Annotated in this window: 13 protein-coding genes; 7 read left to right on the plus strand and 6 right to left on the minus strand. The window is 61.3% G+C overall.

Annotation, left to right across the window (positions count from 1 at the left end; translation table 11 throughout):
- Positions 1–39 precede the first annotated feature (39 nt).
- A complete protein-coding gene (locus BMX80_RS01550) occupies positions 40–1,431 on the plus strand; it encodes an aspartate aminotransferase family protein (protein WP_074864365.1) in 1,392 nt (463 codons plus the stop codon).
- Between the two features lie 153 nt (positions 1,432–1,584).
- Positions 1,585–2,952, plus strand: coding sequence for a glutamine synthetase family protein (locus BMX80_RS01555; RefSeq protein WP_074864425.1), 1,368 nt, complete (start codon positions 1,585–1,587; stop codon positions 2,950–2,952).
- Between the two features lie 54 nt (positions 2,953–3,006).
- Here the strand turns inward: BMX80_RS01555 and BMX80_RS01560 are convergent, their stop codons facing one another.
- The 3 genes from BMX80_RS01560 to BMX80_RS01570 form a co-directional block, all read right to left on the minus strand.
- Entirely contained in the window at positions 3,007–3,546 is a 540-nt protein-coding gene (locus BMX80_RS01560; RefSeq protein WP_139213986.1) for a hypothetical protein, read from the minus strand.
- 10 nt (positions 3,547–3,556) lie between these two features.
- Entirely contained in the window at positions 3,557–4,036 is a 480-nt protein-coding gene (locus BMX80_RS01565; protein WP_074864369.1) for a DUF3299 domain-containing protein, read from the minus strand.
- 169 nt (positions 4,037–4,205) lie between these two features.
- A complete protein-coding gene (locus BMX80_RS01570; protein ID WP_074864371.1) occupies positions 4,206–6,239 on the minus strand; it encodes an alkyl/aryl-sulfatase in 2,034 nt (677 codons plus the stop codon).
- Positions 6,240–6,518: 279 nt separating this feature from the next.
- Here BMX80_RS01570 and gshA point away from each other — a divergent pair, with 279 nt between their 5' ends.
- The gene (gshA, locus tag BMX80_RS01575; protein WP_074864373.1) at positions 6,519–8,087 is read left to right on the plus strand and encodes a glutamate--cysteine ligase; all 1,569 of its coding nucleotides are present in this window, start codon (positions 6,519–6,521) and stop codon (positions 8,085–8,087) included.
- Positions 8,088–8,339: 252 nt separating this feature from the next.
- Complete coding sequence (rmf, locus tag BMX80_RS01580; RefSeq protein WP_074864375.1) at positions 8,340–8,555, plus strand: ribosome modulation factor; 216 nt, start codon at positions 8,340–8,342, stop codon at positions 8,553–8,555.
- Positions 8,556–8,645: 90 nt separating this feature from the next.
- Here rmf and BMX80_RS01585 read toward each other — a convergent pair whose 3' ends face one another.
- Positions 8,646–9,020 (minus strand): flagellar basal body-associated FliL family protein, encoded by a 375-nt coding sequence (locus tag BMX80_RS01585; protein WP_235821587.1) that lies wholly within the window; start codon positions 9,018–9,020, stop codon positions 8,646–8,648.
- Positions 9,021–9,267: 247 nt separating this feature from the next.
- Between BMX80_RS01585 and BMX80_RS01590 the strand changes: the two genes are divergently transcribed.
- Positions 9,268–10,245 (plus strand): NADPH:quinone oxidoreductase family protein, encoded by a 978-nt coding sequence (locus tag BMX80_RS01590; protein WP_071871468.1) that lies wholly within the window; start codon positions 9,268–9,270, stop codon positions 10,243–10,245.
- A gap of 58 nt (positions 10,246–10,303) precedes the next feature.
- Here BMX80_RS01590 and BMX80_RS01595 read toward each other — a convergent pair whose 3' ends face one another.
- Positions 10,304–11,557: an ATP-binding protein gene (locus BMX80_RS01595; protein ID WP_074864427.1), complete on the minus strand. Its 1,254-nt coding sequence runs from the start codon at positions 11,555–11,557 to the stop codon at positions 10,304–10,306.
- 47 nt (positions 11,558–11,604) lie between these two features.
- Positions 11,605–12,339, minus strand: coding sequence for an osmolarity response regulator transcription factor OmpR (gene ompR / locus BMX80_RS01600; protein ID WP_071871467.1), 735 nt, complete (start codon positions 12,337–12,339; stop codon positions 11,605–11,607).
- A 164-nt stretch (positions 12,340–12,503) separates the two neighbouring features.
- On the opposite strand from ompR, the gene BMX80_RS01605 reads away from it, so the two are divergent.
- Complete coding sequence (locus BMX80_RS01605; protein WP_074864379.1) at positions 12,504–14,816, plus strand: Tex family protein; 2,313 nt, start codon at positions 12,504–12,506, stop codon at positions 14,814–14,816.
- Positions 14,813–15,202: a PaaI family thioesterase gene (locus tag BMX80_RS01610; RefSeq protein WP_074864381.1), complete on the plus strand. Its 390-nt coding sequence runs from the start codon at positions 14,813–14,815 to the stop codon at positions 15,200–15,202. Before BMX80_RS01605 ends, BMX80_RS01610 begins: the two co-directional genes overlap by 4 nt.
- Positions 15,203–15,237: the final 35 nt, after the last annotated feature.

The raw sequence follows: 15,237 nt of genomic DNA on the forward strand, positions 1-15,237 counted from the left end.
ATGCGTGCAAAATATACAACGCCCTGATGGGAGGCCGTGATGACTGCCAGTGGTATTAGCCCCGCCGCCGTAGAAACCTTTGCCGCTCGTGAGCGCGCACGCTTTCTCGAGCGCAACCCCAAGTCGGTGCGGCTCGCCGAGCGCGCGCGCAAATCGCTGTATGCCGGCGTACCGATGCACTGGATGGCCGACTGGTCGACCCCCTGCCCGCTGTTCGTCGAACGCGCCAAAGGGGCGCGCTTTTATGATGTGGACGGCCACGAGTACATCGACTTCTGCCTGGGCGACACCGGCACTATGTTCGGCCACTCGCCGGACCCCGTCGCCAAAGCCATTGCCGAGCAAGCTAACAACGGCTTGACCACCATGCTGCCCGGCGAAGATGCGGTGGTCTGCGGCGAGCTGCTGGCCGCGCGCTTCGGCTTGCCGTACTGGCAAGTCACCGCTACCGCCACCGATTCCAACCGCTACGTGCTGCGCTGGGCCCGTGCGGTGACCGGCAAGAACACCCTGCTGGTGTTCGACGGCTGCTACCACGGCACCGTGGACGACGTGATGGTGCGCTGCCGCGACGGTGCCACCGTGCACCGCTCGGGGTTAGTCGGTCAGGCTTACGACCTTACCGAGCACAGCCGCGCCATTCCCTTTAACGATGTGGCCGCCCTGGAAGCCGCGCTAGCCAAGGGGGATGTCTGCGCCCTGCTCTGTGAGCCGGCGATGACCAACATCGGCATGGTGCTGCCCGAGCCGGGCTTTATGCAGCAGTGCCGCGAGCTGACGCGCAAGTACGGTGCGCTGCTGATCATCGACGAGACCCACACCATCTCCACCAATATCGGTGGCTGCACCAAGCTGTGGAACCTCGACCCGGACTTCTTCGTGGTCGGCAAACCGATCGCCGGTGGCGTGCCGTGCGGCATCTTCGGCTGTAGCGCCGAGATGGCCGAGCGCATGGCCGCCTCGCGCAAGAGTGCGCAGCAAGACAGTCACGGTCACGGCCACAGCGGCATGGGCACCACGCTGTCGGCCAATGCGCTGGCCATGCACTGCATGCGCGCCAACCTTGAACAGGTGATGACCCAAGCCGCCTACGAGCACATGCTGCCGCTGGCTAAGCGGCTGGCCGATGGCTTCCGCAGCCTGATCGCCAAGCACAACCTTAAGTGGTCGGTGACTGAGCTAGGCGCGCGCAGCGAGTTCCAGTTCTGCCCCGTCTCGCCGCGCACCGGCGCCGAGGCCGAAGCCGCCTTCCACGACGAGTTGCAGATGGCCATCCACTTGTACCTGATCAACCGCGGCATTCTGATCACCCCGTTCCACAACATGACGCTGTGCTGCCCGAGCACCAGTGAACACGATGTGGATCAGCTGATCAGCACGCTGGACGGCGCCATTAGCGACCTGCTGGCGATACCCGGCGCGCGGCTGTAAGCCGTTCTCGGGCGGCTCTTGCCCCCTCTCCCTTAGGGAGAGGGCCGGGGTGAGGGAAGCTCGACACATACCGCTTAGTAGCGTCGCCTGAACAATCCTCACCCCTAGCCCCTCTCCCAAAGGGCGAGGGGAATGCAAAGCAAGGACTTCACCATGCAATTCGCCGATCCTCAGGAAGCCCTCGACTTCCTCGCCCAGCACCCTGACGTGCGGCATATCGAGCTGTTTCTGATCGACCCCAACGGCGTGCCACGCGGCAAGCTGCTGCACCGCGACGAACTGCTGGCGGTGTTCCGCGATGGCCGCCCGCTGCCCAGCACAATTCTCGGCCTGACCATTCAAGGTGAAGACGTCGAAGACACTGGCTTAGTCTGGGAAGTCGGCGATGCCGACTGCTGGACTTACCCGCTGCCCGGCAGCCTCACCCTGCAAACCTGGCGCGCCGAGCCCACAGGGCAACTACAGGTTTGCATGCACCCCGAGCGCGGCCTGCCCGCCGCAGTGGCTGACCCACGCCTGCTGCTGGCACGCGTTGCCGACGGCCTGAAAGCCGACGGCTACCATCCGGTGATGGCCGTGGAGTTGGAGTTCTACCTGCTCGACCAACAGCGCCAACCGCATGAGCGCCCGCAACCGGGCCGCCAAGGTAACGGCCAACGCCCGCAGCAAACCCAAGTGTATGGCGTGCTCGAATTAGAACAGCTGCAAGGCTTCTTGAATGACCTGTACCGCGCCTGCGAAGCCCAAGGCCTGCCGGCCCGCACGACGATTTCTGAATACGCGCCGGGGCAAGTCGAGATCACCCTCGAACACCGCTACGACGTGCTGCAAGCCATCGACGAAGGCGTGCGCTACAAGCGCGTAGTCAAAGGCGTGGCCAACCAACACGGCATGGACGCCTGCTTTATGGCCAAGCCCTTCGCCGATCTGGCCGGTAGCGGCATGCACCTGCACGTGAGCCTGGCCGACGCACAGGGCAACAACTTAATGGCTAGCGACGACCCACAAGGCACGCCGCTGCTGCGCCATGCCATTGCCGGGATGATGGCCACCCTCGACGACGCGCTGGCGCTGTTCTGCCCGCACGCCAACTCATACCGCCGCTTTCAGGCCAACAGCTACGCGCCGCTGGCGAAAAGCTGGGGGGTGAATAACCGCACGGTGTCGTTCCGCGTGCCGGGCGGGCACCCCAATAGTCGGCATATCGAACACCGCATTTGCGGTGCCGATGCCAACCCTTACGTGGCTGCCGCCGCGCTGCTGGCGGGCATGCACAAGGGCATCCGCGAACAGCTCGACCCCGGCCCAGCCATCGAAGGCAACGGCTACGCGCAAGTACGCGACAGCTTAAGCACCGACTGGCTCGGCGCACTGAGCCGCTTGGCGCAATCGACTTGGGCCAAAGAGGCGCTGGGCGAAGACTTCTTGCGGGTGTATCTGGCGATTAAATTCGCCGAATACCGCCAGTTTATGGGCGAAGTCGGCGAGCAGGATTGGCGCTGGTATTTGCAGCACGCTTAACGGTTTTAGTGGTTAGGCGCTTACCGCTCATCCAAGAGGCATCTAGGGTGCCTCTCAGCCTTTAAAACTCCGCGCAAACAGCTGTTTGGCGGCATTCACGCCTTGGCTGCTGCCTTGGCTGGCATACAGGCCATGCTCCTCTAGAGCGGCAAAGCTTAGGCGTTTCATCAGCAGGGCTTGCAGCACGTCGATATCGCTGACGATCAGCGGCGTGTCGGCCAGTAGCTCATCGCGGGTTGGCGGGTTGTGGGCGATTAGTTCGAGCGTTTCACCATCGGCTTTGAGCTGCATGTAGTGATTACCGCTGAGCTCGTACAGGTAGACATTGAATTGCTCGCCTTGGTAGTGGCGCTGTAGCTGCTTCTCCAACTGCCAAAACACCATGGTTAGGCGGTTGGCCGAGGCCGGCAGCAGTTGCAAGGTGCCTTGCTGCACGGCGTGGTTAATCGCGCTGGCCACTGCGAAGGTGTCTTTCGGGACGGTGCTGAGGACACCATCGGTGGCGCCATCCATCACGCAGGCACTGCTCAATGTGCTCACCGTGAAGGCACAGGCTAAAGCGGTTCGGGTAATAGCGTGGCGAAATTTTCCCATGACGGTTTCCTCAAGGCTTAAGCACGGAGACACGTTGGCCGCGCAGTTGGTAGCCGGTTTCGGCAAGGTCGGTGGCGCTGTTCTCGACACTCAGCACACCTTCCACCACCACGGCATCCCACAGGGCGGTGGCGGCAACGCCTTTTTCAAACACCACATGCACGAGTTGATTGGGCGGTGGCGGCGGCACATGCACGCAAGCGCCGACAAAGGGTACCAGGAGAAATTCGGTGACGGTTTCAAAGTCACCCTCCAAAGGCACTACATAGCCGGTGAGCTGCACCGTTTGTTGGTCGAGCTCTGCGCGCATGCTGCCCGCCATGGATTGCGCAAAGCGCATTTGTTCGTGCGGGGCTGGCAGCAACAGTGGCTGGCTGGTTTGCGCATTGCGCTCAGCGGCGGGCACCAGATCGAGCCAATCCAGCGCTAACGGTGCGGCTTGTACACTGAATGACAGGCTAAACAATAGGGCGGTGAGTCGGCGCAACATGGTGTTGTCCTCGCTAAGCAATGGCTTGATTGCATGATGCCTAGGCCTTAGGCGGCGAAACACAGCGTCAGCCGTAACACTCGATTAAGCCGTGCTTTACAAACGCAGCCTGCAACGCGGCATACCCAACCCCGCCGACGTTGCTGGCGGGGTGCGTTGCCGGTTGAGATTAACGGTTGATCGGCGATACCCCGGTCTTGCTCTTACCGTAGCTGTAGCCGCTGTGATCCACCGGCAGGGCCATCGGGAAGAAGGCGTCGAAGTCATCCAGATAAGCGGTCAGCTTGCCGAACACCTCGATTTGCCCAGTGGCTTTGGCCTGACCGGTTTTGAGCAGCTCCTGCATGGTGACTTGCTTGGTCAGTAGGCGGGTGAAGTCGGCGCGAGTCAGTTCAAGGGTGAAGGTCGGGTTCTGCGCGGCGAACCCTTCGATGTTCGATAGGCGGCCGTTCTTCAGATCCAGCGCGTACTGCTTGCCTTCGTCGGGCATGATCAGCGTGGCGCTGAACGCGAAGTTATCCGCAGCGGCCTTCGGGCCATTCAGGCGTACGCCCATGAAGTTCAAGAAGTCGCCCACGCGCATCGCCGCCAGCACATCAGGCGTTACGGCTTTAACCGTTGCCGCCTTCACCACGCCTTGGCGTAGCTCTAAGGCGCCGGCCAAGAAGGTATTGCGCTCGCCGGAGGATTCGCTCTGGTAGCCCAACTGCTCGTAGCAGTCGGCGGCTAAATAGCGCGCCTGCATGTTGTTCCCATCGGCCATGACCGCCTTGTTGACGATCTCGGCGCACCAACGGTAGTTGCCTTCGTCGTAGGCTTTTTTACCGGCCGCCATGATGGCGTCGACGCCGAATGCCGCGACGTACTGCTTACCCGCTTCTTGCTTATCCAGCGGCAGCAGGGTGGCCGGGTCCATGTCGAAGTAGCCAATGTACTTGTTCACCACGGCCTTGGCATTACGGTGGTAAGAGCCGTGGTAGCCACGCAGGTACCACTCGTTAGCCAGCACCGGCGGCACCCAGAACTCATCTTGCATGTCGCTGATGCTCACGCCGTGGTTCATCAGGCGCAGGGTTTCGTCGTGCAGGTAGCCGTACATGTCACGCTGCTTTTCGAGGTAATCGCGGATGTGTGCATTACCCCAGCGCGGCCAACCGTGCGAGGCAATCAGGGTTTCTGCTTCGCCACCGAAAGAGTACAGCGCCTTGTTGATGGCGTTGGCCCAGGCCAGTGCGTCACGGGTGAAGGCGCCACGCAGGGTGTAGATGTTGTGCAGGCCGGCCACGGTGGTTTCGGCACCCCAGTAGGTTTTGATGCTGGGGATGTAGATGTTCATTTCCGACGGTGCTTCGGTGTCGTCGGCGTTTTGCAAGACGAACTCGACACCGTCGATGGTCAGCGTTTCTTCATCCTGATTGACCTCATAGGTGGGCAGAATCAGCGACAAACCGCCGTTGGCCACGCCCTTACCGATCGCCGCATCGACTTGGCCCAGCTCGCTCTTGGCTAAGGTATTGCCGTACTGGAACTGCACCCGGCGGGCCATCACGTTACCGGCCAAGACGTTCTCGGCGATGGCAAAGTCGGAGAAGCGCCGTGGGGCAATCACTTGCACCTTGCCGGCATCCACGTCGGCCTGCGAAATCACCCCTTTCACACCGCCAAAGTGATCACCGTGGGAGTGCGAGTAGATCACCGCTTTAATCGGCAGATCGCCGTCTTGCACATGCTGCTTGAACAGCGCATACGCCGCTTGAGCGGTTTCTGGAATGGTCAGCGAGTCGAGCACCACCCAACCGGTTTTAGTGCGAATAAAGGTGATGTGCGCTAAGTCGTAACCACGCACCTGATAAACCCCTTCGCGCACTTTGAACAAGCCGTGCTTGAGGTTCAGCTCGGCTTGGCGCTGCATGCTCGGGTGGATGCTGTCCCAGTCTTTACCAAGGGTCAGGTATTGGTAGTTGCCCAGCTCCCAGACCACTTTGCCGTCAGCGTTTTTAATCTCGAGGTTTTCTTCGCGGGCGATAAAGCCCTTCTGCGCCAGAGCCCAGTCTTGCTGGTCGGCAAACGGTAACGAGGCGCGTAATTCGTTCTGGAACTGCTTGGTATGTTCAGTGGCAGGCTTCTGCTCAGCATTGAAGGCAGCCAAAGCCGGTACGGCCACCAGAGAGGCTACGGCAAGAGCGAGGGTGGTCTTGTGCATTTCCAGACTCCTAAAACGGGCGTGATGGGCGTAACGCCATTGTCCATTTCAGTGCCCGAGAAACGATGCACTCAAGCGAATAAGTGCTTTAAGCACTGCTTAACAATGGCCTCCGCTCATGCACTGCAGCAGGGCCAGCGGTGTCGCGAGCGTCAGCCAGCTAAGGCACGCTGTAACGCCGCCGCGGCAAACCCGTCAATCACACAAGCGCACACCAGCCTTGAGCTTGTCGCAGTGCGCCCCCATAGTGGCCATTCATACTGTTTAAGGAACTCCGCCGTGCATAGCTTGCTCACCCAGCGCCTCGCATTGCTGCAATCCCAAGCCCCTGAGCTACTCCGGCAGTGCCATCACGGCTTAGAAAAAGAGAGTTTGCGCATCAATCACGATGGCAGCTTGGCCATGACGCCACACCCGCAGGCACTGGGTTCGGCGCTGACCCACAGCCAGATCACCACGGATTACTCGGAAGCCCTACTGGAGTTCATCACCGCCGCGCACAGCACACCGCAAGCCGCGTTGGCCGAGCTGGATGACATCCAACGCTTCACCTACACCGAGCTGGGCGAAGAGCTGCTGTGGACGCACTCCATGCCGTGCAAACTGCCGGCCGAGGCGGATATCCCCATCGCCCAATATGGCAGCAGCCCCATCGGCCAGCTGAAAACCATTTACCGCCAAGGCTTGGCGGTGCGTTATGGCAAGGCCATGCAGTGCATCGCCGGCATTCACTACAACTTCTCGCTGCCCGATGAACTGTGGCCGCTGCTGCAACGCGCCGAAGACAATCACGACGCGCCGCAGGCCTACCAATCGCAAGCCTATATCGATCTGATCCGTAACTTTCGCCGCTACAGCTGGCTATTGATGTACCTGTTTGGCGCCTCGCCAGCGGTGTGCGCCAGCTTCTTGCAAGGCCGCCCGCACGGGCTTGACCAGCTTGACGAACACACCTTGTACCTGCCGTATGCCACCAGCTTGCGGATGAGTGATTTGGGCTACCAAAACAGCGCGCAGTCGAGCCTCACCCCTTGTTACGACCAGCTGGACACCTACCTCGACAGCCTGCGCCATGCGGTGAGCACGCCTTACCCCACTTATGCGGCAATCGGCACGAAGAAAAACGGCCAATGGCAGCAGCTCAACACCAACCTGTTGCAGATCGAAAACGAGTACTACTCGACCATTCGCCCCAAACGCGTCGCCGCTAGCGGCGAACGCCCACTGCAAGCACTCGGCCGGCGTGGCGTGCAGTACGTGGAAGTGCGTCTGTTGGATATCAACCCCTTTCTGCCGCTGGGCATCGATGCTCAGCAAGCGCATTTCCTCGACACCTTCTTGCTGTTCTGCGCTCTGCACGAAAGCCCGCCGATGACCGGTGAAGAATGCCGGGAAAGCACCGCAAACTTTGCCTTAACCGTGAAAGAAGGCCGTCGCCCAGGTTTATTGCTCAGCGAAAACGGCCGCCCGCGTACCCTGCGCGACTGGGGCGAATGCCTGTTCGATGCCATGGAAGCCTGCGCGATAGCACTGGACCACGCCTATGGCGGCCATGCCCATCACGAAGCGCTTAGCCACATGCGCCAGCGCCTGACCGACCCGGCCTTAACGCCTTCGGCTAAGGTGCTCAGCCAGCTCAAGCGTGAGCACTGCGCCTTCTTCACCTTCGCCCGGCAGCAAGCCGCGCAGCATGCGGCGGATTACCGCGAGCAGCCGCTGGCCCCTGCGCAGCACAGTCAATTCCAAGCCAGCGCCGCCGCCTCACTGGCCGCGCAAGCCGCGCTGGAAGCCGAGCCGGCGGTGGACATGGATCGCTTTGTTGCCGACTACGTGGCGCAAGTTCACTAAGTGCATGCGGGCTTATTCGCTATCCGTTTAAGCCCGCCGCTACTGCCACTAAGCTGCAGCAACACGCTGATTTGCCGAGCTTTTTAAGCAACGCCCAGCGAAGACAGGCACCGCTGATACCGGCTTAGCGGCCACTGGTCTTAGGCTGGCTGGCGAAATGTGACACAGGTCACAGCCACTATATCGCCATCGCGGTGCAGCGCTGTGCCGGGGCTATGCTTAACGCGTATTCACTAACGCGACGGCATTACCATGGCGAAGGAACACGCACCCCAGCCAGTGCCTGACGTCTCAACCGAGTGGAGCTTGGAAAGCCTCAACAAGGCTTACCAACAAGGGTATATGGCCGGTCTTACGCGTCCGCAGGCGCGCTGCCCCTACCCTGCTGAAGTACCTGCTGCGGCATGGCATGCCGGTTGGGAAGATGGCCAGCAGCAACGTCTCTTGCATCAACGCGTCAGCGCCTAACCAGGCGCTGCTCCCCAGCGATTTTTCTGCAATAAAAAGCCCCGCCGGCTCAACCGGCGGGGCTTTTGTAGTCCCACAGACTCGCGCGCGTTACTGCGCAATCAAGTTGGTAAACAGCAAGTCTTCCACCTGCTCGGCGCCGGTTTCTTCTTTTAAGGCTTTTTGCACTTCGGCCAGTGCCTGTTTGCGCAGCGCTTCTTTGGCTTCGACGCTGGCCAAGGCCTCATCAGGTTGGCTGTTAAACAGCATCACCAGTTGGTTGCGCAGCAAAGGTTGGTTGGCTTCGACTTGGGCTTTGGCTTCGTCGCTGCTCACCCGCAACGACACTTCGGCCTTAAAAAACTTGATCCGTGGGCCAACGCCATAGTTGCCGACAAACGCCGGGGTCATGGTCACGTACTGCGCTTGGGGCTTGGGTGGGGCTTCGCCTTCGGCGGCTTCTTCTTCCTCGGCCAGCACGGGCATGGCGAGGGCTAATAAGGCGGCAGCCAACAGGGCAGTCAGTTTTTTCACAAAGCACTCCGGGGGCCGAACGGCCAATTGATTCGCACTGCAGCAAGCTTAGCTGCCCTGCTCACTGGCGGCAAAAGGCAGCGCCGCTAGCAATCATCCGCGTGATGCCCTAGCTATCAGCCGCAAGGATGCTGCTTGTGATCAAGGCTGCGCTTTCTACACTGCTTCGATAAGCAAAAGAACACCCGGGAGACCCCGCATGAAAGCTGTGTTGTGCAAAGCCTTTGGCCCTGCTGAAGATCTGGTGTTGGAAGACGTCGCCAGCCCCACCATCAAGAAAAATGAAATCCTCTTAGATGTGCATGCCGCCGGGGTTAACTTTCCCGATACGCTGATTATCGAAGGCAAATACCAATTCAAGCCGCCGTTCCCATTCTCGCCCGGTGGTGAGGCTGCAGGCGTGGTGGCCGAAGTCGGCGAGAAAGTCAGCCACCTGAAACCCGGCGACCGGGTGATGGCCTTAACCGGCTGGGGCAGCTTTGCCGAACAAGTGGCAGTGCCCGGCTACAACGTGCTGCCGATGCCCGATGCGATGGACTACGCCACCGCCGCGGCCTTTAGCATGACCTATGGCACCTCAATGCATGCGCTTAAGCAGCGCGCCAATCTGCAAGCCGGGGAAACCTTGCTGGTGCTCGGCGCCAGCGGCGGCGTGGGGCTGGCTGCGGTGGAAATCGGCAAAGCCATGGGCGCGCGGGTGATTGCCGCCGCCAGCAGTGCGGAAAAACTCGAGGTGGCGAAAAACGCCGGTGCCGACGAGCTGATCAACTACAGCGAAACCAGCCTGAAAGACGCGGTGCGCAAGCTCACCAACGGCCAAGGTGTGGATGTGATTTACGACCCGGTAGGCGGCGACCTGTTCGATGAAGCCGTACGCACCCTCAACTGGCGTGGCCGTTTGCTGGTGGTGGGCTTTGCCAGCGGGCGCATTCCAGAGCTACCGATCAACCTCACCCTGTTAAAGGGCGCCAGTGTGGTAGGCGTGTTCTGGGGTGCCTTCACCCAGCGCGAGCCAGAAGCCAACTTGGCCAACTTCCAAGAACTGTTCGCCATGTACGCCAAAGGGCAGATTAAGCCGCTGGTGTCGCAAACCTACGGCCTAGAAGACTACGCCGCAGCGATCAACGCCTTAGGCCAGCGCAAGGCGGTGGGCAAAGTCGTGGTGAAGGTGCGCTAAAAGCAGCGCGCTTGGATGCGCCCCCGGCCACGCTTAAGCCCGTGGCCGGGGCGCGGCGTTAATCTTCTAGCGGCAAGGGCAATCGCAGCCGAGCCTCTAAACCGCCGCCTTGGCGGTTTTTCAGCTCTACGCTGCCGCCATGCAATTGCGCGATGCGCCGCACAATCGACAGGCCCAGTCCGGAGCCTTGGCTAGAACCACGCGACTGATCACCCCGGGCAAAGGGCTGGAACAGCCGCTCGATATCGTCTTCCGTCACCCCGGGGCCACGGTCCACCACGCTGACCACAGCGCTGAAGCGCAGCACGCTGTCTTGCTCGGTGAAGGTGCGCACCTCCACGGCTTTACCGCCGTACTTCAGCGCGTTACCGACTAAGTTGCTGAGCATGCGTTTACAGGCCACGCGGCGTAGCGGTAGCAGGGGAATCTCCTCTTGCTTGAGGCTTACGCATTGCTCGCGCTGGTTAAAGCCGGCGACCACCTCGCTGACCAGCAGGTTAAGGTCGACCGACTCTTCGCTTTCATCACGGCCGTCGCGGATAAAGGCGATGAACTGGTCGAGGATTTCGTTCATGTCCTCGATATCGCGGATCATGTCGTCCTGCATTTCTGGGTCATCGACCGCGCCCAATTCCAGCGCTAAACGCATGCGCGTTAGTGGTGTGCGCAAGTCATGGGAAACCCCCGCCAGCATCAGTTCGCGCTCAAGCGCGGCTTGGTCGATGCTGTCGCTCATGCGGTTAAAGGCTTCATAGACTTCGGTCATCTCGCTGGGCTCGCGCCCTAAGTTGAGCTGCATCTTGCCGCCATGCCCAACGGCGCCGGCGGCTTGTTTGAGCTTTTCAAACGGGCGCAGCAGCTGGTTGACCAAGAACCACGCGGATAAGGTCGAGGCCAAGCCAATCACCGCCAGCCAGCCCAAGATATTCCACACCCGTTTGCCACGCAGCGGGTGCGGCGATAAGGGAAACTCCAGCCACTGCGGGCCCAGCTGTGGCGCGCGTACCAACATGCGGCTTTCGTTGGCCACGCGCAGAATCACTTCTGCCGGGCCGCCGAGGGCTTCTTCTAACTGGCGCTGGAAGATGTCGTTGTACGGCCAGTGGTATTCGCCATCTGGCACACCGGCGTCATCCACGGTGCGCATATCCAGCGCCTTGAGTAGCCCCTCGCGGTCTTCGGCATCGGTGGCCCAATAACTTTTGATCACCCGGGCGGTATTCACGCTGTAATGGCGATCGACCAAGGCATCTTCATTGGCCCACAAATACAGAAAGGTCAGCACCTTGGAGAGCAGCACCACCACCAGCATCAACAGCAAGGTGCGCGCGAAGATGCTGCGCGGCAGCCAATTCGCCGTCACGACTTAGTGCCGTCCGGAACAAACACGTAGCCCACGCCCCACACGGTTTGGATATAGCGCGGCTTAGACGGGTCGACCTCGATCATGCGGCGCAGACGGGAGATCTGCACATCGATGGAGCGCTCCAGCGCGTCCCACTCGCGGCCGCGCGCTAGCTGCATCAGCTTGTCGCGCGAGAGTGGCTCACGCGGATGCTGCACCAGGGTTTTCAGCACCGCGTATTCGCCGCTGGTGAGCATGCTCACCTCGTCGCCTTTGTGCAGCTGGCGGGTGCTTAAGTCGAGGCGGTAATCACCAAAGCTCACTTCGGCTTCTTCATTCACCGGCGCGCCGGGCACGCTGGGCGCTTGGCGACGTAGCACGGCTTTAATCCGCGCCAGCAGCTCGCGCGGGTTAAAGGGTTTGGGCAGATAATCATCGGCGCCGGTTTCTAGGCCCTCGATACGGCTGCCTTCATCGCCTTTGGCGGTGAGCATAATCACCGGAATCGGGTTGCCTTCGGCGCGCAGACGCGCGCAGGCGCTGATGCCGTCTTCGCCGGGCATCATTAAATCCAGCACCACCAAATTAAAGTGCTCGCGTTCGAGCATGCGGTTCATGTGCTCGGTGTTCTCCACCGCGCGCACGCTAAAGCCTTGTTCTTCTAGAAAACGCTCCAGCAAACGGCGCAGTCGGGCATCGTCGTCCACGACCAGAATTTTGCCGTTTTCTACCGGGGTCACCTCAGTCATTGGCTGTTCTCCCTTTTCAGACGTGGCATTGTGGCCCAGTGCCGGCGGTCGGCCCAGTGCGCAATCTTTGCAAGACTTTACACAAGCCTTGGCCATGCGGCTCGCGCTCGCCGCCCCGCTGGTTATAATCGAGCGTTTTCAATCGCTTAGAGTTTAGCCGCCGCATGATCAGTATTGCCCAGCGCATCGCCGAGGAACTTGGCGTACGTCAACCACAAGTGCAGGCCGCCGTGGCCCTGCTCGATGAAGGCTCCACCGTGCCGTTTATCGCCCGTTACCGCAAGGAAGTGACCGGGAGCTTGGATGACACCCAGCTGCGCCACTTAGAAGAGCGGCTGCGCTATTTGCGCGAGCTGGAAGAGCGCCGCGCGGCGATCCTCGCCAGCATCGACGAGCAAGGCAAACTGAGCCCGGAGCTGGCCCGCGAGATCAACGGCGCGGACACCAAAACCCGCCTCGAAGACCTCTACCTGCCCTACAAACCCAAGCGTCGCACCAAGGGCCAGATCGCCCTGGAAGCCGGCCTCGGCCCGCTGGCCGACAGCCTGTTCGATGACCCGACGCAAGACCCGGAAGCCCTCGCTGCCGGTTTTGTGAATGCCGAGCAAGGCGTGGCCGATGTGAAGGCCGCGCTGGAAGGCGCGCGCTATATCTTGATGGAGCGCTTTGCCGAAGACGCCGCGCTGATCGACAAGCTGCGCCGCCTGCTCAAGCAAGACGCCACCCTTACCGCCCGCGTCAGCCCCGGCAAAGAAAGCGAAGGCGCTAAGTTCCAAGACTATTTCGAGCACGACGAAGCCTTTAAAGGCGTGCCGTCGCACCGCGCGCTGGCGATTTTCCGGGGTCGCAACGAGGGCATCTTGAGCGTCACCCTGAAAGTCGGTGACGAAGCACCGGGCGTGGCCCACCCGGCCGAGCCGATCATCGCCAGCCACGTGGGTATCGCCAACCAAGGCCGCGCTGCCGACAAATGGCTGAGCGACGTGGTGCGCTGGACGTGGAAAGTTAAGCTCTACACCCACCTAGAAACCGAGCTGCTCGGTGAGCTGCGTGAAGCCGCCGAAGACGAAGCGATTCGCGTGTTTGCCAGCAACCTGAAAGACCTGCTGCTTGCCGCCCCGGCTGGCCCGCGCGCCACCCTGGGCCTGGACCCTGGACTGCGCACCGGCTGCAAGGTGGCGATTGTCGATAACACCGGCAAGCTGCTCGACACCGCCACCATCTACCCGCACGCGCCGAGCAATCGTTGGGATGAAGCCCTCGCGGTATTGGCCAAGCTGTGCGCCAAACACGGTGTCGAACTGATCGCCATCGGCAACGGCACCGCCAGCCGCGAAACCGACAAGCTGGCCGCCGAACTGATCAAAAAAGTGCCGGGCTTGGGCCTGACCAAGATCATGGTCAGCGAAGCCGGCGCTTCGGTGTATTCCGCCTCGGAATTGGCCGCCAAGGAATTCCCCGAGCTGGATGTGTCGCTGCGTGGTGCGGTGTCGATTGCCCGCCGCCTGCAAGACCCGCTCGCCGAGCTGGTGAAGATCGAGCCCAAGGCCATCGGCGTGGGCCAGTACCAGCACGATGTGTCGCAGTTAAAACTGGCCCGCTCGCTGGATGCGGTGGTGGAAGACTGCGTGAACGCCGTCGGCGTGGACGTCAACATGGCCTCCGCGCCGCTGCTGGCGCGTATCTCGGGCCTGAATGCCACGCTGGCGCAGAACATCGTCGCCCACCGCGATGCCCACGGCGCGTTTAACAACCGCGCCGAGCTGCTCAAAGTAGCGCGTTTGGGCGAGAAAACCTTCGAGCAAGCGGCGGGCTTCTTGCGCGTGATGAACGGCGACAACCCGCTGGATGCCTCCGGCGTGCACCCGGAAGCCTACCCGGTGGTGCAGCGCATTGCCGCCGATACCAGCCGCGATGTGCGCGGCCTGTTGGGTGATTCGAGCTTCTTGAAGCGTCTGGATCCGGCTAAGTTCACCGATGAAACCTTCGGTTTGCCCACCGTCACCGACATCCTCAAAGAACTGGATAAACCCGGCCGCGACCCGCGCCCTGAGTTTAAAACCGCCAGCTTCCAAGACGGCGTGGAAACCCTGCACGACTTAAAGCTCGGTATGCAGCTGGAAGGCGTGGTGACCAACGTGACCAACTTCGGCGCGTTTGTGGACATCGGCGTGCATCAAGACGGCCTGGTGCACATCAGCGCGCTGTCGCACACCTTTGTGAAGGACCCGCGCGAAGTGGTCAAAGCCGGTGACGTAGTGCGCGTCAAGGTGCTGGAGGTGGACATCCCCCGCCAGCGTATCGCCCTGTCGATGCGCATGGACGACACCCCCGGCGAGAAGGTCGAAGGCCAACGCGGCGGCCAACGTGGTCGTGGCCAAGGCAACGCCCGCGCTGCGGCGCCTAAGCAACAAGCGGCTCCGGCTAACAACGCCATGGCCGCGCTGTTTGCTAACGCCAAGCAGCTGAAAAAGTGAGCCTGCCCGCCGGCTTTGTCGGCAGCCCGTTTAGCCAGCACCTCGGTATCGAGGTGTTGGCCGCGCAGGAGGGCACCACCCACCTGCGCATGACGGTGACGCCTGCGCTGCGCAACCTCTCCGGCATGCTGCACGGCGGCGCACTGATGGCGCTGGCCGACACCGCCATGGGCCTGGCCTGCTTCGAGCGCTTTGGCGAGGCCGAGCCGTGCGTAACGGTGGAGTGCAAGCTGAACTTTATCCGCCCCGTAGCCGATGGCAGCGTGGACTGCCACGCGCGCATCCTGCACAGCGGCAAACGCACCTTAGTGCTGGAGGCGGAAGTAGTGCAGCAGGGCAAACTGGTGGTGAAAACCTTAGCGACGTTTGCGCGGCTTACCGGCTGAACAGCTTAAGTGCAGTAGGCGCCGATTAAACCGGA

This window comes from Atopomonas hussainii (assembly GCF_900109735.1).
Classification (GTDB): Bacteria; Pseudomonadota; Gammaproteobacteria; order Pseudomonadales; family Pseudomonadaceae; genus Atopomonas; species Atopomonas hussainii.